This is a genomic window from Pseudomonas sp. MT92, from assembly GCF_058792515.1.
In genome coordinates this window covers 1-19,477 of sequence record NZ_JBXAFA010000011.1, presented here as the reverse complement: position 1 = coordinate 19,477, position 19,477 = coordinate 1, and the positions used below count along the sequence as shown (strand labels likewise).

Annotated in this window: 14 protein-coding genes and 1 pseudogene; 6 read left to right on the top strand and 9 right to left on the bottom strand. The window is 60.9% G+C overall.

Annotated elements, in window-relative coordinates; genetic code table 11:
- The first annotated feature begins 80 nt into the window (after window positions 1-80).
- Window positions 81-395, top strand: a complete 315-nt coding sequence (locus AC1Q6D_RS20265) for a putative quinol monooxygenase (protein ID WP_103404059.1) — start codon at window positions 81-83, stop codon at window positions 393-395.
- Here AC1Q6D_RS20265 and AC1Q6D_RS20260 read toward each other — a convergent pair.
- On the bottom strand, window positions 385-1,149 hold the full coding sequence (locus AC1Q6D_RS20260; RefSeq protein ID WP_103404060.1) for a sulfite exporter TauE/SafE family protein: 765 nt from the start codon (window positions 1,147-1,149) through the stop codon (window positions 385-387). The two genes, AC1Q6D_RS20265 and AC1Q6D_RS20260, sit on opposite strands and share 11 nt — an antisense overlap.
- 215 nt (window positions 1,150-1,364) lie before the next feature.
- Here AC1Q6D_RS20260 and AC1Q6D_RS20255 point away from each other — a divergent pair, with 215 nt between their 5' ends.
- The 4 genes from AC1Q6D_RS20255 to AC1Q6D_RS20240 all read left to right on the top strand — a co-directional run bounded on the left by AC1Q6D_RS20255 (window position 1,365) and on the right by AC1Q6D_RS20240 (window position 3,804).
- On the top strand, window positions 1,365-2,249 hold the full coding sequence (locus tag AC1Q6D_RS20255; RefSeq protein WP_103404061.1) for a LysR substrate-binding domain-containing protein: 885 nt from the start codon (window positions 1,365-1,367) through the stop codon (window positions 2,247-2,249).
- Between the two features lie 46 nt (window positions 2,250-2,295).
- Window positions 2,296-2,871 carry an NAD(P)H-dependent oxidoreductase gene (locus AC1Q6D_RS20250; protein WP_103404062.1) on the top strand — a complete coding sequence of 192 codons (576 nt, stop codon included), beginning with the start codon at window positions 2,296-2,298 and terminating at the stop codon, window positions 2,869-2,871.
- 63 nt (window positions 2,872-2,934) lie between these two features.
- Window positions 2,935-3,306, top strand: a complete 372-nt coding sequence (locus tag AC1Q6D_RS20245; protein WP_103404063.1) for a MerR family transcriptional regulator — start codon at window positions 2,935-2,937, stop codon at window positions 3,304-3,306.
- A 153-nt stretch (window positions 3,307-3,459) separates the two neighbouring features.
- Window positions 3,460-3,804 (top strand): cupin domain-containing protein, encoded by a 345-nt coding sequence (locus AC1Q6D_RS20240; protein WP_030128140.1) that lies wholly within the window; start codon window positions 3,460-3,462, stop codon window positions 3,802-3,804.
- A 151-nt stretch (window positions 3,805-3,955) separates the two neighbouring features.
- Here the strand turns inward: AC1Q6D_RS20240 and mmsB are convergent, their stop codons facing one another.
- Window positions 3,956-4,843, bottom strand: a complete 888-nt coding sequence (gene mmsB / locus AC1Q6D_RS20235; RefSeq protein WP_103404064.1) for a 3-hydroxyisobutyrate dehydrogenase — start codon at window positions 4,841-4,843, stop codon at window positions 3,956-3,958.
- 10 nt (window positions 4,844-4,853) lie between these two features.
- Window positions 4,854-6,380, bottom strand: coding sequence for a CoA-acylating methylmalonate-semialdehyde dehydrogenase (locus AC1Q6D_RS20230; RefSeq protein ID WP_103404065.1), 1,527 nt, complete (start codon window positions 6,378-6,380; stop codon window positions 4,854-4,856).
- Between the two features lie 150 nt (window positions 6,381-6,530).
- Here AC1Q6D_RS20230 and AC1Q6D_RS20225 point away from each other — a divergent pair, with 150 nt between their 5' ends.
- The gene (locus tag AC1Q6D_RS20225) at window positions 6,531-7,478 is read left to right on the top strand and encodes a LysR family transcriptional regulator (protein ID WP_103404066.1); all 948 of its coding nucleotides are present in this window, start codon (window positions 6,531-6,533) and stop codon (window positions 7,476-7,478) included.
- Here AC1Q6D_RS20225 and yfiB read toward each other — a convergent pair.
- From yfiB to recC, 6 genes and pseudogenes are all read right to left on the bottom strand, one after another.
- On the bottom strand, window positions 7,475-7,978 hold the full coding sequence (gene yfiB / locus AC1Q6D_RS20220) for an outer membrane lipoprotein YfiB (RefSeq protein ID WP_256590213.1): 504 nt from the start codon (window positions 7,976-7,978) through the stop codon (window positions 7,475-7,477). The two genes, AC1Q6D_RS20225 and yfiB, sit on opposite strands and share 4 nt — an antisense overlap.
- A 6-nt stretch (window positions 7,979-7,984) precedes the next feature.
- Window positions 7,985-9,253 (bottom strand): annotated as a pseudogene (dgcN, locus tag AC1Q6D_RS20215) (diguanylate cyclase DgcN/YfiN).
- Window positions 9,250-9,825 (bottom strand): regulatory sequestration protein YfiR, encoded by a 576-nt coding sequence (yfiR, locus tag AC1Q6D_RS20210; protein WP_103404067.1) that lies wholly within the window; start codon window positions 9,823-9,825, stop codon window positions 9,250-9,252. Before yfiR ends, dgcN begins: the two are co-directional and overlap by 4 nt.
- Before the next feature lie 119 nt (window positions 9,826-9,944).
- Entirely contained in the window at window positions 9,945-12,053 is a 2,109-nt protein-coding gene (gene recD / locus AC1Q6D_RS20205) for an exodeoxyribonuclease V subunit alpha (protein WP_103404068.1), read from the bottom strand.
- Complete coding sequence (gene recB, locus AC1Q6D_RS20200; protein WP_103404069.1) at window positions 12,050-15,742, bottom strand: exodeoxyribonuclease V subunit beta; 3,693 nt, start codon at window positions 15,740-15,742, stop codon at window positions 12,050-12,052. Before recB ends, recD begins: the two co-directional genes overlap by 4 nt.
- Window positions 15,739-19,191, bottom strand: coding sequence for an exodeoxyribonuclease V subunit gamma (recC, locus tag AC1Q6D_RS20195; protein WP_103404070.1), 3,453 nt, complete (start codon window positions 19,189-19,191; stop codon window positions 15,739-15,741). The genes recB and recC overlap by 4 nt, the downstream gene beginning before the upstream one ends.
- Window positions 19,192-19,477: the final 286 nt, after the last annotated feature.

Sequence of the window (19,477 nt, the reverse complement as noted above, 5' to 3'; positions counted from 1 at the left end):
TCATTTGACCCACAAGCACGAATCGATTGGTGATTGTTGACTTAGACTGGCGCTCATTCTGACTTGAGGAGCATTTTTCGATGAGTGAACTGCAAGGCTTCATCCTGCACGCCAAGACCCGTCCGGAAAAATCCGACGCCTTCGAAGCTTTTTTCAGCGGCTATGTAGAAGCCAGTCGCGCCGAACCCGGCTGTATCGAGTACCACATGCTGCGCGACAAGCTGGACCCGACCCTGTTCATCTTCTATGAGATCTGGCAGTCCCAGGCCCACCTCGACGTGCACGCTAATCTCCCGCACATGAAGCAGTTCCTCGATCAACGCGACGAATACCTGGAGCGCGATTTCGAGATCCGCGCCATCGAGATGATCAGCCCGTCGTCCGCTAACCGTTGATTAGCAAGTGGCCGCCGAGCACGCCAAGGCCGATGAAGAACACGCGCTTGAACAACACGGCGCTGATCCGCTGGCGCAGCGATTGCCCCAGCCACATGCCGAGCACTGCCGGAATCAGCGCCAGCAAGGACGCGCTCAACTCGCCGCCACCGAGCGCGCCACGCCATAACAAGCCACCCGCCAGGGCGAGTGTCGACACGGTAAACGACAGGCCCAGCGCCTGTACCAGTTCATCCTTGCTCAAGCCCAGCGCTTGCAGATACGGCACCGCCGGGATCACAAACACGCCGGTGGCCGAGGTGATGATGCCCGTCAGTCCACCGCACAGTGGACCGAGCCAAGGTTCGCTGCGGGCACCTGCGCGCAAGGTCGGCAGAAACAACCCGCTCAACGCATAGAGCAACAGCGCCGCCCCCAATCCCCGCACCACCCAGTGCCCGCCCGCCATGCCGATCCAGACAGTGCCGGCCCCGGTGCCGATGAAAATCGCCAGCAGCATCGGCCAGAGTCGTTTGATCAAACCGCGCAAATGTCCGCCGAATGCCAATTGCCAGACGTTGGTCAGCGTCGCGGGAATGATCAACAGCGCAGCAGCCTGTGACGGGGCCATAGCCAGACCGAGCAAGCCCATGGCGATGGTCGGCAGACCCAGGCCGATCACACCCTTGATCGTGCCGGCCAGCAGAAAGGTCACCATGACCAGCAACGACAGGGTAAAACCGAGATTTTGGTAGAACGCGGCAAGTGTATTCATGGGGCCATGGTGAGCCCGCCGTGGTCGCTTGAAAATCTGCCATATACTGAGGCTGCCTCTCTTAAAACAAGAGGCTGAGAAATGAGGCGCGACGACTGACGCCATCGCGAGCAGGCTCGCTCCTACATGAGGCCTGCGAACGACACCAATCCCTTGTGGGAGTGGGTTTGGTCGCGATAGGTCCCCTTCAGACAACAGATAGCCAAAGGCTGACGATGCACTTCGACCTGACCGACCTGCGCCTGTACCTGAATATCCTCGACAGCGGCAACATCACCGCCGGTGCCGCGCGCAGTCACTTGTCGCTGGCGGCGGCGAGCGCACGAATCCGTGCCATGGAAGCATCAATCGGCATTGATTTTCTCGAGCGTGGCCGGCGTGGCGTCACTCCCACGCCGGCGGGAAAAGCGCTGGCACAGCACGCCCGGCTCTTGCTGCAACACGCTGAACGCATGCAGCAGGACCTCGCCGAATACGCCAATGGCGTCAAAGGTCAGGTGCGGCTGTTGTGCAACACCACCGCGTTCACCGAGTACCTGCCGGAACTGCTCGCGGACTTTCTGCGCGAACATCCCAACCTCGATATCGACTTGCAGGAGTTGCCCAGCGCCCGCATCACCCATGCCTTGCGTCAGGGCGCGGCCGACCTCGGTATCGTCTCCGATGCCGTGGACACCGACAACCTGCAGACCCTGCCGTTTCGTGACGATCCCCTGGGTTTGATCGTGCCCCGTCATCACCCTCTGGCCGACACCCGGTCGATCGCCTTCAGCGATACGCTGCACCACGATTACGTTGGATTGAACGCCAACAGCGCATTGGCGACGTACCTCGAAGAACAAGCGCTGCACGTCGGCGCGCGCTTGCAGATCCGCATCCGTGCGGACGGTTTCGATGGCGTGATGCGCATGGTCGCTCGCGGCGCGGAGCTGGCGATTGTGCCGTTGGCGGCGGTCGAACGCTGGCCGGGAGAAGCCCCTTTCAACTGCATCGCCCTGCAGGAACCCTGGGCCCGACGCACGCTCCAGCTCTGCGCCAGGGATTTCGCGACACTGCCCGGTTATGCCAAGGCCTTGCTGCACGCCTTGACTCTCCCCTGAGGGGCAGACTTTACCCTTGAGGCTTTCAACTTCAAGGACAGCGGCAATGGGCAAACGAATGCTGGTGATTCTGGGTCATCCGTCGAGCAACAGTTTTTGCGCCGCCCTCGCCGAGCGCTACACGCAATCGGCGCTGCAGGCCGGGCACGAGGTGCGCCAATTGCTTCTCGGGAAACTGGACTTCGACCCCATCCTGCGCGAGGGCTATCAACAGGTTCAGCCACTGGAAGCGGACTTGCGCCAGGCACAGGCAGATATTTTGTGGGCCGAACATCTGACGCTGGTCTATCCGATCTGGTGGGGCGGGATTCCAGCCTTGCTCAAGGGCTTTTTCGATCGCGTGTTGCTGTCCGGTTTCGCCTTCAAGTACCGCGAAGGCAAGGCCTTTCCCGACAAACTGCTGCACGGTCGCAGCGCCCATTTGCTGGTAACCATGGATACGCCACCCTGGTACTACCGCTGGATCTATCGCATGCCGGGGCTGCACGAGGTCCGCAAAACCACACTGGAGTTTTGCGGCATCAAGCCCACCAAAACCCTCACGTTCGGGCCGATTCTCGGGGCCAACGCAGCGCAACGGCAGACCTGGCTCGAACAGGTGCATGCTATCGCCGCTCATTGAATGTCCCGGATAATGCGCAGGGCCTAAAGGCGCATTGTTCGGGACATTTAAAAAGGGACTTTCATGTACATCGGTCAAGCCGCGCGACTCTCGGGAAGCACCGTCAAAAGCATCCGCCACTATGAAGCCATCGGCTTGTTGCCCCCCGCGCAACGCCAGGGAAAGTACCGCACTTACTCGCAGCAACACGTCGAGTTGCTGATGTTCATCAAGTGCGCCCAACAGCTGGGCTTCAGGCTCAAGGAAATGCAGGCGATGTTCGAACAGCACCGGGGCGAGGCCTTTCCATGGGCACTTGCGCGAGTCGCCATCGCCGACAAAAAACGCGAGCTGATGGACAACATCGACGCTCTCCAACAACGCCACCGGGCGCTGGAGGACTTAGAGGCGAGCTTGCAGAATGCTCAAGAACAGTGCCGGCTCGACAGACTTTGATAATCATCGGCCGGCAACAGGGCTTCGAAAGACTTACGCGGCCGGACGCTGGCTGCTGCGTTTCTGGATACCTCGATGTCGAGCACAGACAACTGACGCACCACCAAGCCCTATAGGGTGCGACTTCAGTTCTCCCCAACGCTCGGAGTCATCATGTCCGCACCGATTACTGTTCTTCGCGACACTCACCCGCTGCCGGTGCTCGACGCCTGCAAATGGGAAAAACTCGAAGGCGATCCGCATACCGTCAACCTCAACGCCTACACCAGCGAAGACGGCAGCAAGATCATGGGCACCTGGATCTGCACGCCGGGCAAGTGGTACGTGGAATACGTGAAGTGGGAGTACTGCCACTTCCAGGAAGGCTACTGCATCATCACCCCGGAAGGCATGGCGCCGATCCACCTGCGCGCCGGTGACATTTTCGTCATCGAGCCAGGCATGAAAGGCACGTGGGAAGTGGTGGAGACCGTGCGCAAGTATTTCGTGTTTGCCTGATACAAAAAACCGGGAGATCACCCGACGTGATCTCCCGGTAAATGTCCATCAATACCTGTAGGAGCGAGCTTGCTCGCGAAAAACCTGAGACCGCCAAGGGGTGTCAGGCTTGTCGCGTTATCCTTAACGATCATCGCGAGCGAACTCGCTCCTACAAGGGTTTGCGATAGCTGTTGATGATCGCCGAAAAGTCGTTGCCGCCTTCCCCACGCAAACTCATCGCCTGATACAACTGCTGGGCCACCGCGCCGAGCACCACCGGTTGGTGCGCCTGACGTGCCGCTTCGGTGGCCAGCCCCAGATCCTTGAGCATCAGTTCGGCACCGAAACCACCGGTATAGCCGCGTGACGCAGGCGCCGTTTCGACGATGCCCGGCCATGGGTTGTACATCTCCGAACTCCAGCAACGCCCGGTGGAGCTGTTGATGATGCCCGCCAGCACCTTGGTGTCGATGCCCAGGGCATCGCCCAGGGCCATGGCTTCGCTGACGCCGACCATCGAAATCCCCAGCAGCAGGTTGTTGCAGATTTTAGCGATTTGCCCGGTGCCGACCTCACCGCAATGGACGATGTTGCGGCCCATCTGCGCGAGTACCGGTTGCAGGGTGGCGAACAGTTCCGGGGTGGCGCCGACCATGAAGGTCAACGTCCCGGCGGCTGCCCCACCCGTACCGCCGGACACCGGGGCATCGGCCATGGCCACGCCCTGTTTGGCGGCAGCGGCGGCCACGTCACGCGCGGTCTGCGGGTCGATGGTGCTGCAATCCACAGCCGGTACGCCTTTGCCGATACCGGCCAGAACGCCGTCTTCACCCAGCCAGACGCTGCGCACATGCACGGCCGCCGGCAGCATGGTGATCACCAGCTCTGCACCCTCAGCCGCCTCCCGCGCCGAGGCACTGATGCTGGCGCCCAACTGCTCGAGTTCCGCCAGCACGGCTTTGTTCAGGTCGACCAGGCGCAGTGCATGGCCCGCCTTGATCAGGTTGCGCGCCATCGGCGCGCCCATGTTGCCCAGACCAATAAAAGCGATTTTCATGTCCGGCTCCTTAACGCAAGTTGATGGTGGTGTTCACACCGTCGTTGACGCTGTCGTCATCGAACCAGCGACTAGTGACCGTCTTGGTCTGAGTGTAGAACTGAACCACTTGCTTGCCGTACGGGCCGAGGTCGCCGAGTTTGGAACCACGGGAACCGGTGAAGCTGAAGAACGGCACCGGCACGGGGATCGGGATGTTGATACCGACCTGGCCGACGTCGATTTCGCTCTGGAATTTGCGCGCCGCCGCACCGCTCTGGGTGAACAGGCCGGTGCCGTTGCCGAACGGGTTGGCGTTGACCAGGGCGATGGCCTCGTCGAGGGTATTGACCTCCAGCACCACCAGCACCGGGCCGAAGATTTCCTGGGTGTAGATCTGCATGTCGGTGGTCACGCCGGAGAACAGCGTCGGGCCGACAAAGTTGCCCTGCTCGAAACCGGGAACCGTGATGTCGCGACCGTCCAGCTCCAGTTTCGCGCCTTCCTTGATGCCGCTTTCGATCAGATCGAGAATCCGCGCCTTGGCCTTTTTCGAGATCACCGGCCCTACGTCGGTGCCTGGCTCACTGCCCGCGTTGACCTTGAGCTTTTGCGCCAGCGCCTTGAGGTCAGGCAGCCACTGTTTGGCCGCACCCACCAGCACCACCACCGACGTGGCCATGCAACGTTGACCGGCCGCACCGAAACCGGCCCCCACCAGCGCATTCAGCGCTTGTTCGCGATTGGCATCCGGCAGCACCACGGCGTGGTTCTTGGCGCCCATCATCGATTGCACGCGCTTGCCGTGCTTGCCGGCCAGGTCGTAGACGTGAGTCCCGACGGCGGTGGAGCCGACGAACGAAACCGCCTTGATGTCCTTGTGGGTGCAGAGCGCATCCACCACGTCCTTGCCACCGTGCACGACGTTGAGCACGCCCGCCGGAACGCCGGCTTCGATCGCCAGTTCCACCAGCAGCATGGTCGACAGGGGGTCCTGCTCGGACGGCTTGAGCACGAAGGTGTTGCCGCAGGCGATGGCCATCGGGAACATCCACAGCGGAATCATCGCCGGGAAGTTGAACGGGGTGATGCCGGCGCAGACGCCGATCGGTTGACGCAGGGTGTAGGTGTCGACACCGCCCGCCACGTTTTCAGCGAACTCGCCCATTTGCAGGGTGCCAATGGAGCACGCGTGTTCAACCACTTCCAGGCCACGGAAAATGTCGCCCTCGGCGTCGGCGATGGTTTTGCCTTGCTCGTTGCTGAGCACGACGGCGATACGTTTGGAATGTTCGCGAATCAACGCCTGCAGCTTGAGCATGATGCGCATCCGCGCGCCGATCGGCGTCAGCTTCCAGGTCTGGAAGGCGCGATGGGCGGCGCTGATCGCGGCGTCGACTTCTTCAGTGGTGGCAAACGGCACCTTGGCCAGCACCTGTTGGGTCGCCGGGTTGATGATGTCGTGCCATTCAGTGGTCTTGGATTCGACCCACTCGCCATCGATCAACAGCTTGACCTTGTGCAGCGTGGTTTCGTTAGGCGTAAGCGAAGCGTTCATGTGGGTCTCCGGATGCTTGTTTTTATCTTGGGAGCCAAGGCGAAAAAGTCGCCTTGCGATGAGGCGTGTGTCGCGAATTGGTTGTGGGACTGTTTTTGGAGTATAGATGTGCAAACTTCTAATAAGAACGCACATAAAAGCCGGTCCATCATGCAAAAAAACATCACGTCCTTAGGCTCGCTCAACTGGGACGACCTCAAGTTTTTCCTCGAAGTTGCCCGGACCCGCAAGGCCAGCACCGCAGCCAAACGCCTGGCCGTCGACTACACCACCGTGTCGCGGCGTATCAGTTCGCTGGAAGCCTCATTGGGGACGTTGCTGTTCGAGAAGTCCCGGACCAGCGGTTTCGTCCTGACCGCCGAAGGCCAGCGATTGCTGGGTTACGCCGAGTCGATCGAAAGCACGTTGCACATGGCCTGCGAGCAGGTGTCCGGCTCCGGGGTGGCGTTGTCAGGGCATGTGCGCATGGGCTGTACCGAAGGGTTCGGCAGTTTTTTCATCACGCCTCAGCTTAGCCATTTCGTCGACGCCTACCCGGCCATTTCGGTGGACATCCTGCCGCTGCCGCACTTCATCAGCCTGTCCAAACGCGAGGCGGACATCGTCATCGCCCTGGAGCGCCCGGAACACGGGCCGTATGTCTGCTGCAAACTGACGGACTATCGCCTGCAGCTGTATGCGACCCAGGAATACCTGGACAAACACCCGGCAATCCGCCGCCCGGCCGACCTCAGTGAGCATTCATTCATCAGCTATGTCGACGACCTGGCGTTCAGCTCGGAGCTGCTGTACCTGGCCAACGTGCTACCCGGTGCCAGTGCCAATCTGCGCAGCACCAGCGTGATCGCGCAATTCGTGGCAGCGCAGCAGGGCCGGTCACTGGCGATCCTGCCGTGCTTCCTCGCCGCTCAAGACCCACGCCTGCTGCCGGTGCTGCCGGAAGAAATCAACATCACCCGGCAGTTCTGGATGTACTGCCGCGAAGACCTGCGCAAGCTCAAGCGGATTACCCTGTTGTGGGATTACATCCGTTCGGTCACTGAGCAGAATCAGCAGCTGTTGATGGGGAAGAGTCGGGCGATGTTGTTCGCCGATTAGTCGGCGCTCACCACGATGGAGACGCGGCGGTTTTCCGCGCGGCCGTCCGCTGTGTCGTTGGAGGCCACGGGCTGGCTGCTGCCAAGCCCACGCAGTTGGATGTTGTCCTGTTTCATACCGGTGCTGGCCAGCACCGTGGCGACGCTTTTTGCCCGGCGCAGGGCAAGCTGTTCGTTATAGGCTTCTTTGCCGGACGCATCGGTATGACCATCGACTCTGACTCGCTCGATCCCGACACCCAGTAACGATTTGCCAATGCGCTCGACGATCGCGGTGCTCTGCGGGTTGAGGCTGTCGATATCACTGCCAAACAGCACTTTGCCGGACAGGCCGAACGCCCAGCCTTCATCGGTCAGCTTGAAACCTTGCTGCTTGAGCACGGCAATCTGCGCCGGGGTCAGACCTTTTTGCGGGACCGACTGGCAACCCGTCAGGGTCAGGATGGCCATTACCAGGGTGATCGTGAACAGTCGCCGGGAACGCTGAATGAGTGAGGACACGGGAAATTAGCTCCTGATTTGAACATCGGCGACAGGGTGCTCCGCCCCTGCCGTGTGTTGAGCGCCTCGGGCAAGGCGCTTGGCTTGATACATCGCCGTGTCGGCCGCGTTGAGTAACGCGACCGGTGTCGCGCCATGATCGGGGTAGACGGCAATGCCGATGCTGAGTGAGGTCAGCACTTGATGATCGCCCGGCAACGGGATGGGGACTTCCATGCTGGCCAGGATGTTGTCGGCAATGCGCTCGGCGTCTTCGATCTTGTGCAGCGGTGTCAGCAGCACGGCAAACTCATCGCCGCCCAAGCGAGCGACCAGATCCTCTTCCCGCAGTTGCGCCCGCACGCGATCGGCCACGGCGACCAACACCGCGTCCCCTGCGGCATGACCGAAGTTGTCGTTGATTTCCTTGAACCGATCGCTGTCGAGAAACAGCACCGCCACCCGCTCGTTGAGTTTGTTGGCGTTGCGCAATGCCCGTATCAACCGCCCCTCAAAAAACGCCCGGTTCGGCAACCCCGTGAGGCTGTCGTGACTGGCCTGGTGGGCCAGGGTTTCGTTTTCGCTTTGCAGGTGGGTTTGCCAGGATTCCAGCTCATCGAGCAGGGCATTGAAGTCGTTGCCCAGGTTGTCGAGTTCGGCAATGGAAGCGGCGGGCACGCGTTGGTCGAAGGCACGCTCGCTGCGCACGGCATGAGCCACCGAGGCCAGATTACGAAGTGGACCAATGATCCCGCGAAGCTGTCGGCGTGCCAGAGAGAACGCGACCTAGGCGCTGATCGCCGTACACAGCACAATACCCATCAGGCCACTGAGCAAAAAGCGCATCAGGTTGCCGCCATGGCCGGTCAGCAAAATGCTGCCGATCTGCCGATCCTGATGGATGATCGGCAGGTTGATGGGTTTTTCCAGAAAGGCCTTGGCGATCTGCATTTCGAGTCTGGAAAATAACCCGGTTTCCGGCCGCTGCCAGCGCGCCAGCAATTGACCACGTGCGTCCAGTACCTGGGCATCGGCCACTTCTTCGGTGGACGCAATCAGCGCCAGCGCCTCGGTGGCGGCGGCTTTGTCGTTGAACACGACGGCGGCTTCCACGGTGTAATTGATCGAACGTGCGATCAGGTGCAGGTTGTGGTCGGCATAAACGCGCAAGGCCAGTACGCCAAGCAAGGTCAAGGAGACACTGGCCATCGCCACGCCCACCAGCGCGACAATCAGATGACCGCGGCCGAGGACGGAGCGCAAAGTCGGGCGACTGCCCGGTTTGAATAGGCTCATGGTGCCGCCGGCTTGCGTCGGGACAGTTGCAGCACGCTTGGGTGAATGCGTACACCACTGCGGGCAACGGAGTCGAGGTTGACGTCAAAGGACACCTGATCATCACTGACCCGCAGGCAAAACAGACTGCCCACTGCGCATTGATCGTCGCTTTCGCTGATGCTCAGCACCGGGCGACCGGTCAGCGAGGCAAACAGCCGTCCGCGCTCTCCCTGGGTCAATTTGCCGATGTAGACCGCATCGCATTCACTGGTGATAGCCGGATTGCCAGCCAGAAGCCGCTGCACCGTCACGGGCCGGCCGGTCGACTGGGTCGTGCCTTTGACCAGATCGTCGGTGTATTCGGTGGGGCCGACGATGCACAGCCGAAGTTGCGCAGGCTCAACTGGCCAACGGGCATAGCTGAGAATCCCGAGCACCACTTGCGTGACCGATCTGGCCCGCTGGTCGGCCATGCCCGTTGGTGCTTGCGACTGAGCGAAAACCACGCCAGACAACACAAAGAGAACACCGGCAAGCAGCGCTTGTTTGCAGCCAACCACACGCCCTGTCGTCCTGACAGCCACCTTCATGCAGGGATTCTCTTCGAACGTAACGAAATGATGCCGCAACGATAGCACAGCGTTTAAACGCCAGCGAGACTGTGCACGATCGTACCTCGAACCGTTTGCGCAGCCTCGTGACGCCTGGCTCAGCCTATCGTTTCGACTTCTTTCTTGAGCTCCAGCATCAGCCCGCTCAAGCGTTTGACCTTGCGCCTGACCGCTTCTTCAAAGACCCCGGCGCGCGGCTCGATCAAGGTGAACCAGTCCTTGGCCCGGGTAATCCCGGTGTAGATCAACTCTTTGGTCAGCACCGGGTTCAGGGCATCGGGCAGAATCAACGCGGTGTGGGTAAATTCCGAGCCCTGGGATTTATGCACGGTCATGGCATACACGGTTTCAACGTCGTTGAGTCGACTGGGCAGGACGAAACGCACCCCGCCCTGTCCGTCGTTGCGCGGGAACGCCACGCGAAGCACCTGTTTGCCAGCGTCAGGCCCATCACGCTCGGGAAGCTTCAGCGCAATACCGATGTCGCCGTTCATCAGGCCCAGGCCGTAGTCGTTGCGGGTCATCAGCACTGGCCGTCCCTCGTACCACTGCTGGTCGCTGTCGATCAGACGGGCCTTGAGCAACGCGTCGGTCACTCGCCGGTTCAAGCCCTCGACGCCCCAGGGTCCCTTGCGCACCGCGCACAGCAACTGAAAAGCGTCGAAGGCGTTCAGCACTTCCCGCGCCCACTCCATCCAGCACGCCTCATCGAGCGGACGGTCGAGGGCTGGCCGTTGGTTGCGCAGCAGGCTCAGGTAATGCCGGTAACCTTGTGGTCCTTCACCATGGCCATCGAGCAACAGGCGCTCCAGCGCCCGGTCCTGTTCGTTCTTGAGGGACAGGGAAAACACATCGTCATGGCTGCGAGCCGCCAGCAATTTGCGGGCTTCATCCGGTTGCTGTTGATTGACCCAACGGGCGAGTTGACCGATTCCACTGCCTTCGCCAAACCGCCGCGAGTGACGCAGCATCACCACTTGCTGGGCCAGTGGGTGAGTGCCCTGGGTGTCTTCCTGCAAGCCACTGGCCGCCAGGCTTTCGCCACTGACTGCTTCCAGCCACTGGCGTGTTTGCGGGCTGTACCAACCGGCCTCGGCATCGCGACACAAATCGCCCAGCACGGCACCGGCCTCGACCGATGCCAGCTGATCCTTGTCGCCCAGCAACACCAGGCGAGCATGGGCTGGCAGCGCGTCGAGCAGGTTGGCCATCATTTCCAGGTCGATCATCGAGGCTTCGTCCACCACCAACACGTCCAATGGCAAGCGATTGCCCGCGTGGTGACGGAAATGTCGCGTACCGGGGCGGCTGCCGAGCAGACGGTGAACGGTGGTGACATCCGAAGGGATTTTCTGGCGTATGGCGTCGGTGACTTTCAGCGTTCTGACTTGCTGACTGATGGATTCGGTCAGGCGCGCCGCCGCTTTGCCGGTCGGGGCGGCGAGACGAATGCGCAGCGGTTTGCCCGCCTCCACCGCTGGCGCCTGAAGCAACGCCAGCAAGCGCACGACAGTGGTCGTCTTGCCGGTTCCCGGTCCGCCGGTGACGATGCTGAAGGCGCCTCGGGTAGCGAGGGCGCAGGCCAGTTTCTGCCAGTCGATCACGTCCCCCGGTTTGGCCACACCGAACAGTCCGCTGAGGCGCTCGGACAAGTCGCCGGGGGTTGCTTCGTGTTCGGCCAGGCGTTGACGCAGCGCGTTGTCAATACGGCGCTCGTAAGCCCAGTAACGGCGCAGGTACAGGCGCTTGCCCGACAACACCAGTGGACGGCTTTGCACCGCCTCACACCCGTCGGCCGCCAACGCGACCAGACTGCTGGAGGCCAGCACCTTGCACCAATGGGCGCCGTCCAGCGCGACCAGCAACTGCGATGGCAACACCATCGCGCCACTGTGCAGATCACCCTCCGGTGGCAGCGACAGGGCGAAGTCCGGCTCCTTCAATGTCTCGAACAAGTCGAGGCAAACATGCCCGTGGCCCAACTGGTGACTGGTCAATGCCGCGGCCAGCAGCACCAATGGATCATCGTCCGGCGCCAGTTCATGAAGAAAGGCCACGAAGGCTTTGTCCAGTGCACGCAACCAGCCACGTTCGACCCAGCGGGTGAGCAGCAACAGCAAGTCGTCAGCACGGCTCAGGGGGGCAAGCTCGGCGAGGCTCTCGGCGGCCAATGAAGTGGGCAACAGGTCAGCGAAGGTGCGGCTCATAGCAATACTCCCTGTTCCCAGGCGGGTTCGGCCTTGGGTTCTGGCTTACCTTGAAACAGCCGGTCCATTCGTTCGATCAGCTCTTTTGGAGGGCGGGCGAAGTACACGCCCTGGCTGGAGGCACGCGTGCCGCGCAAGAACAGGTACAACGCGCCGCCGACATGCCGGTCGTAGTCGTAATCGGCCAGCCGGGCCTTGAGTTGCCGGTGCAGGGCCAGGAGGTACAACACGTATTGAAGGTCATAGCGGTTGTCGAGGATCGACTGCTCCATGGCCTGTTCGGTGTAGGCCGCGTCGTCGACGCCTAGCCAGTTGGATTTGTAGTCAGCGACGTAGTAACGACCGTCGTGCTCGAAGGTCAGGTCGATAAAACCCTTGAACATGCCATTGAGCAACACGGGTTCGGCGGCTACCCGCGCCACGCCGTTGTGCGTGTATTGGCACACCAGCGCGTCGAGCTTGAGCACATCGACCTTGTGGCTGGCGAACCAGAATTCCATTTCGACCTGGTACTGGGTCAGTCGCTCGAAAACCACCGGCGGGTGCCCTGTACCGACCGGCAACGGCGATTTGAGCAAGTGCTGCAGCCAATCGCTCAACGTGGTGATCCAGCCTTCCCAGCCACGGCGATTGCAGCGACGGGCGATCGCATCTTCCACGGCCTGAGGGCTGGCGGTAAAACCTTCGCCGCCCGCCCATTCGAGCAATCCATGAAGAAAGGTGCCCGGGTTCGGACCGCGAGGGAATCGATGGATATCGGCGCCCCCGGCGACCATTTCATGGGGCGCTTGTGGATCGAGACGTTCGTCGTCAAAGAGTTTCTGCGCCTGCGGGCTCTCCGGCGCTTCAACGCTGCCGACACTCAGGATGTCGCTGATTCGCAACGCGCTGTAGGAAGCGATCCACCAGTTTTCGCTGGCCTTGCGCTTCGGCATCAACGGGGCCAGTAACGCTGCTTCGTTCTGCGGTGGGTGGTAATGCTCGGCGGTGGCTTCGGGCATTTCGCCGTAAGCCAGCGCGGCACAGTCCTGTTGCAGGTCTTCCAGCCAACGCTTCAGCCCTGCCGACTCAGCCAATGCAGCGCCGCCGCCCAACAGATAACCCAGCGCCGAAAGGTGCAGCACCGAGCTGTTGTTATTGCCGCGCTTGAGGTCCGTCACGCCCAGCCAGCAGGCATGCTGCGCCCGGGTCAGGGCGACATAGAGCAAGCGCAAATCTTCGGCCAGGCGTTCATCATCGGCCAGGGCAATCAACTCGGCGGTCGGACTCAAGGTCACCTGGGCCTTGCCCGTGGCGTCGTGGTAATGCAACGGCAGTCGGCTGCCATCCACCGGTTTCGCCGAACAAATGAACGGCAGGAACACCAAGGGATATTCCAGCCCCTTGGATTTGTGGATGGTCACGACCTTGACCAGTTGCTCATCGCTTTCCAGACGCAGGATCTGCTCTTCGCCGGCCTGGCCGGACAATGCCAGATGCTCGGACAGATGTCGGATCAGGGCCTGCTCGCCATCCAGTTCGGCCGCCGCCTGCTGCAACAACTCGCAGAGGTGCAACAGGTTGGTCAGCACTCGCTCGCCATCGTTGCGAGCCATCAACGCTTGGGGCAACTGGAAGTCATGCAGCAGACGGCGCAACATTGGCAGCACGCCCTGCTTGCGCCAAATCTCGCGATAACTGCGGAACTGCATCACCCGCGCTTCCCACGCCAGTTCGTCCTGGTTCAGCCGCTCCAGTTCCGCCAGCGACAGATTCAGCGTGATGCAGGCCAATGCGGCCCGCAGAGGGCGTTCGACATCCGGCTCGGCACAGGCCTTGAGCCAGGCCAGCACATCGTGAGCTTCTTGAGCGGCGAACACCGAGTCCTTGTCCGACAAATAAACGCTGCGTACGCCACGGCCCGAGAGTTCGGTACGCACAGCCTGCGCTTCCTTGCCATCACGGACCAGGATCGCAATGTCCGCGGGTAACAGCCCTCTGAAGTCCTTGCCATCCTGAGTGAAACCCGCACGCCCCTGTTGCCCGCCATTAAGCAGTCCGGTGATCTCGCTGGCACAGGCGGCCGCCAGTTGTTGCAGGTAAACCGCACCGGACAACGGTTGCTCGGCGGACAAGTGCCAGATGTTCAGGGCCGGTACGACCTGACCATCGACGCACAGGACTTCTTTACGGCCCTGGGAGTCAACCGGCAGGAACGGCACCGGGTTGTCGCCGTTCGTTTCGCGGAACAGGAACGCACCACGCCCGGATTCACGGGATTCCGCACGCTCGAAGACATGGTTCACGGCACCGACCATGCCATGACTGGAACGGAAATTGGTGCCCAGGGTGTGCAGTCGGCCAGCGGTGGCCTGACGCGCTCGAAGGTAGGTATAGATGTCGGCACCGCGGAAGGCGTAAATCGCCTGCTTCGGGTCGCCGATCAGAAACAGGCCGTTTTCGGGGTTGTTGTCTTCGATGCAGTAGATGCTCTCGAAGATCCGGTACTGCACTGGGTCGGTGTCCTGGAACTCATCGATCAGCGCTACCGGAAACTGCTCGCGGATCAGGGCGGCCAAGCGCTCGCCGCCATCGGATTGCAACGCAGCATCAAGACGCAGCAACATGTCGTCGAAGCCCATTTCCGCACGGCGACGTTTCTCTTCTTCGAAGCGTGCACCGACCCAACGGGCGGCGTGTTGCAGCACGGCGGCATCAGGCGTCGGCAATTGCTCAAGTGCGGTTTTCAGGCCGGGCATTGCGTCCAGGCCAGGGTGACTGGGCACGTCGCCCTTCTTCCAGGCTTCGGCCATACCCTCGGGCGTCAGGCGCGTGAAACCGGTGCCGATGTCCAGTTGCTCAAGGGATTCATCCTCGGCCCAGGCTTTGAGTTTCTCGAACCAGGGCTCGAAGTAACGCGGCTGCATCTTGCGACCGTCGACATTTTTGCTGGCAACACCCTCGTGGCAGATGGCGAGCAACTCGTCCGCCCACTGACGCCAGGGCCTCTTGAGTTCGAGCAAGGCCGCCCGTCGTTGCTGCAGACATTCGGTGATCAGTTCGACAGGTTCTTTACCTTCAACACTGTCGCGCTCACTGGCGAACAGTCCGCGAACGCGCGGTAACAATGCGGCCGGGCCACCCCAGTTGTTGCGCACCCAGTTCAGGGTATCGCCTTGCATCGGGTAGCAGAACAGTCGCCAGTAATCGCGCAAGACCTCGCCGAGCAAATCGCTGTGATCGGTTTCCAGGGTCTGGGTAAACAGGCTGCCACTGTCGAACGCGTGTTCACGCAACATCCGCTGACACCAACTGTGGATGGTCGAAACGGCGGCTTCGTCCATCCACTGGGCGGCGATGTCCAGGCGGTTCGCGCAACCGGGCCACTGTTCGGGCGGGTACTCGTTACGCAGGTCTGCAATCAGCCCATCGGGTGCCGATGTTTCATCACGGAAATACCGGGCGGCTTCTGCCAGCCGTGTGCGAATGCGTTCGCGCAGCTCTTTGGTGGCAGCATCGGTGAAGGTCACGACGAGGATTTGCGGCGGCAATAGCTCGCGCCCGAAACCACTCGGTTCGCCGCCATGGCCAAGGACCAGGCGCAGATACAGGGCAGAAATGGTAAACGTCTTGCCGGTCCCGGCACTGGCTTCGATCAGTTGACTGCCGCGCAGCGGGAATGCCAGGGCCAGAGGTGTCTTGCCGGTCATGAGCGCGCCTCCTCGCTGGACAACGAGCGCCAAGGCGCCTCGAGTAGCGGCCGATACAACGCGCTGCACCAATCGACGAACGTCTCATCGGCGGTCAGTGCATCGTAATCAGCGAATTGACGGGCCAGTGCCACGCTCTCCCTTCGCTCCCCGTCAGTGTTCACGCCATCACCTTCATACGCTTTGCGAGCGGCCGCTTCGGCTTTGACCGGCTCGGTTTGACCCAACCAGGCGAACGCAGTCTTGACGGCAATCGGCAGCGGCTGGCGCATGCCCGATTGCCAGGCCAGCAACAGGTCCCCCAGAATTCGCGATGCAGACGCCTGCTCCATCGGATCAAGTACCAGGCTGTCGTCACTGGCCACCAATGCAGTCGTCATGGCCATGCCGCTGGCGCAAGCGACCAGATGATTGACCCAGGGTCGCGTCAGGCGATGCCATTTGCGCGACTTGATCGAGCCGATGCTGTTGGGGATGGTTGTGACCGAGAGCAAACCACCGTCCGCTCGTTGGTGCAGACCGCTGAGCCAACCCTCGACAGGCAGACCATGCAGCTCCAGATTGACCGGCAGGGCACTGGTCAGCGGCGTCGGCCATAAGGCCAGGAGCTGATGGTAGCGTTGCAGCAGATCGGGTAACGGCTCTATCAACTCTTGCTGAAGGCATTCGCCAAATCCTGCCATCGGCAGCAGCCCACTGTTTTGCAGGCGCCGGGCCTGCGCCTCCAATACCTGATCGACTTCGCCCGGTTTCGTCAGTGCGGCGTCGAGCAAACTGTCGCTGAGGCTATAGCGTTGCAGTGCATCGAGCACAAAGGGCTCTTCATCCGCCAAGGGCACTTCGGCAGCTTCGAAAAACACCTTCAAGCGCTGGCTGAAGAAATGCCGCACAGGGTTGCGTAGGAAATCCTGCAATTGGCCAAGACCCAGCGGCTCTTCCGGAACGTGGGCTTCCAGTATTTCGATATCAACTGCTTGTTCGGCAGCGTGATGAAGCACCTGCCATTCATTGGCGTAGCTAAACAACGCATCGCCTTCATGGAAGTAACGCGCGCTGAAAGGCTGCAAAGGGTGTTCCTGAGTGAGGGTCTCAAGCAGGTCCTCGTTGGCGTCGGTCAATCGCCAGCCGCTGGCCAGGTGGTCGCGGAGCTGGCCGATCAGCACCGACGCCGGGCGTTCGCTGTTATCGCGGATACTACGGCCGACCCAACTGATGTAGAGCTGGTCACGGGCCGACAACAGCGCTTCCAGCAGCAAGTAACGGTCATCTTCGCGTCGCGATCGATCACCGGGGCGGTAGTCACTGCCCATGAGATCGAAATCCAATGGAGGCTGTGCACGCGGGTAGTCGCCGTCATTCATCCCCAGCAGACAGACCAGTTTGAAGGGAATGGCTCGCATGGGCATCAAGGTGCAGAAGTTAACGGCTCCGGCCAGAAAACGCTGCGACAAGCGTCCCTGATCGAGACCGGCCAGCCAGGCCTCACGGACGACGGTCAGGGGCAGTTCATCCTGCAAGCCTACCGATTCACAATTCTCGAGCCAGGTTTCGCGCAAGGCTTCCAGTTGGGTCAGCAAATAGTCGTCATGCTCGTTACTGGCCTGGAAGAACAATGACATCAACGCCTGTAATCGCACACTCCATTGCTGGGGCGATGCCGGCTGCGTGAGTTCGTGGTGGGCGATCTCCAGCGCATCTAGCAACGCCACCAGCGGGCCAATGAGCGCGGCATCCAGCCCGCCGATCTCGTCGTAGGGTTCGATACCTTCGCAAGCGCTGCCACTGCCCACGGCATAACCCAGCAACATCCGGCGCAGGCCAAAACGCCAACTGTTTTGCTCCAGCGCTTGCGGCAGTCCCAATCCTGCCCGCTGCTCGGCATTCATGCCCCAGCGAATACCCGCGCCTTCAATCCAGCGGTGAAGGGTGGGCAGATCACGCTCCTCAACGCCGAAGCGAGCGCGCAATGCCGGGACATCCAACAGATCGAGAATTTCGCTGACAGGGAAACGGCTGTCCGGCAGCTTGAGTAGATGTTCGACGGCGATCAGCAGCGGGTCGCGGCCACGCTGGCCTTGGTCAGCGAGCGTGAAGGGAATGAAACGCGGATCATGACGATCAAGCTGGCCGAACACTGCTCGTATATGCGGGGCATAACTGTCGATATCCGGGACCATGACGATCACATCCCGTGGACGCAAATCTGCATCGGCGCTGAAACGTGCGAGCAATTGATCGTGAAGGATTTCGACTTCACGTTGAGCGCCGTGCGCGATGTGAAAACGGATCGACTGATCTGTCTCCAGATCTACAGCCGGCCAACGTTCGCGAGTCTCGTTCAGGGGACGCAGCTCAAGGATATCGTCCTGCAACTGATTGAGCATGTTCAGGGGCTGGTTGTCACTGAACAGGTCGATGCGGCCGTCGCGAAACGCAGAGCGATAGCTGTTGGGATCATCGTAGCTATCGAGCAGGTTGATATAGTCCCGCCCCTGCTTGCCCCATGCGGCCAGCAACGGATGGGCATGCTGATGAAGGGTTTGCGGGTCGAGTACAACCGGCATGCCGTTCTTGCGAGCCTGGCGTTTGTATTGATGCCGCAGCAGGTCCTTATCGGCGACGATGTCCGCCCAATGGTGGCGACACGGGTTATGCACGCACAGCAGCACCTGGCTGAAACGAGCCAGTCCGGCCAAGGCTTCCAGGGCCTGTGCGGGCAGAGACGAAATGCCGAAAACGATGACCCGGGAAGGCAGCCCGACAGGGGCAACATCGAGGCGGTTGATCCGCTCGATGAACCGCTGGTGTACACCGGCGCGGCTTTGCGCCATGCCCTCTTCGCCGACATCCAGCAGCAGTGCGCGCCACAATTCCGCTTGCCAGCAATTGGCCGGGGTCAGCGGTTTGGCTTCACCTCTGCCGTTGCGTAATTGATGCCGGCCTTCAGCCCAGTCTTCGAGCCAGTCGGCACGGTACACCTGGTACTGGTCGAACAAATCCGCCAGCCGCTCAGCCAATTGATAGCGTTTGCGCAGATCGGTGTCATGGGTCAGGAAGCGCTGCAGGGGCTCGAAATGCGGTTGATTGATCAGTTGCGGAAGCAGACGCATCAGGCGCCAGGTCAAGGGAGCCTTATCGAGCAGGGAAGTGACCGGAATTTCGTCACGACCAAGGACCATGCGATACAGCTGCCACATGAAGCTGCCCGGTAACTGTACGTCGATGGCAGCGGCGATACCGCAGCCGCCCATGTCATCTTCTTCAGAGTCTTCAGCCAGTGCCAACTTGAGCCACTGGGCAATGCCATTACTCTGCACAAGTGCAATTTCATTTTCCAAGGGCGCCAGCGGGTAACGCCTCATCCAGCTCACCACCAGGCTGCGTAACTCGTCGAGGCGGTTGCCGTGAACCACCATAAAACCAGCACTGAGGGACGTTGCATCCGGCATAAAGGCTTCCTTGGAAAGCTCAAAATCGAGGGACGACTTTAGCATTGAAGGCGACTTGCTTCATTGTAGGAGCGAGCTCGCTCGCGAAGAACTTCAGGGCTGCGGGTGGCCTCAGACAGTAACGTCATCGCTGCCGCGGCCATTTCCGGCGCAGTACTTTCCTGCGGACAAAAACAAAACCCCTACCTGCATACGCAGATAGGGGTTTCGGAATTTAATCTTGACGATGACCTACTCTCACATGGGGAAACCCCACACTACCATCGGCGATGCATCGTTTCACTGC

Excerpts from the sequence above, each read along its gene's own strand:
- recC (WP_103404070.1), bottom strand. The coding sequence starts at position 19,191 with ATGCCGGATGCAACGTCCCTCAGTGCTGGTTTTATGGTGGTTCACGGC.
- AC1Q6D_RS20255 (WP_103404061.1), top strand. The coding sequence starts at position 1,365 with ATGCACTTCGACCTGACCGACCTGCGCCTGTACCTGAATATCCTCGAC.
- AC1Q6D_RS20225 (WP_103404066.1), top strand. The coding sequence starts at position 6,531 with ATGCAAAAAAACATCACGTCCTTAGGCTCGCTCAACTGGGACGACCTC.
- recB (WP_103404069.1), bottom strand. The coding sequence starts at position 15,742 with ATGACCGGCAAGACACCTCTGGCCCTGGCATTCCCGCTGCGCGGCAGT.
- AC1Q6D_RS20260 (WP_103404060.1), bottom strand. The coding sequence starts at position 1,149 with ATGAATACACTTGCCGCGTTCTACCAAAATCTCGGTTTTACCCTGTCG.
- mmsB (WP_103404064.1), bottom strand. The coding sequence starts at position 4,843 with ATGAAAATCGCTTTTATTGGTCTGGGCAACATGGGCGCGCCGATGGCG.
- yfiR (WP_103404067.1), bottom strand. The coding sequence starts at position 9,825 with ATGAAGGTGGCTGTCAGGACGACAGGGCGTGTGGTTGGCTGCAAACAA.
- AC1Q6D_RS20250 (WP_103404062.1), top strand. The coding sequence starts at position 2,296 with ATGGGCAAACGAATGCTGGTGATTCTGGGTCATCCGTCGAGCAACAGT.
- recD (WP_103404068.1), bottom strand. The coding sequence starts at position 12,053 with ATGAGCCGCACCTTCGCTGACCTGTTGCCCACTTCATTGGCCGCCGAG.
- AC1Q6D_RS20240 (WP_030128140.1), top strand. The coding sequence starts at position 3,460 with ATGTCCGCACCGATTACTGTTCTTCGCGACACTCACCCGCTGCCGGTG.
- AC1Q6D_RS20265 (WP_103404059.1), top strand. The coding sequence starts at position 81 with ATGAGTGAACTGCAAGGCTTCATCCTGCACGCCAAGACCCGTCCGGAA.
- AC1Q6D_RS20230 (WP_103404065.1), bottom strand. The coding sequence starts at position 6,380 with ATGAACGCTTCGCTTACGCCTAACGAAACCACGCTGCACAAGGTCAAG.
- AC1Q6D_RS20245 (WP_103404063.1), top strand. The coding sequence starts at position 2,935 with ATGTACATCGGTCAAGCCGCGCGACTCTCGGGAAGCACCGTCAAAAGC.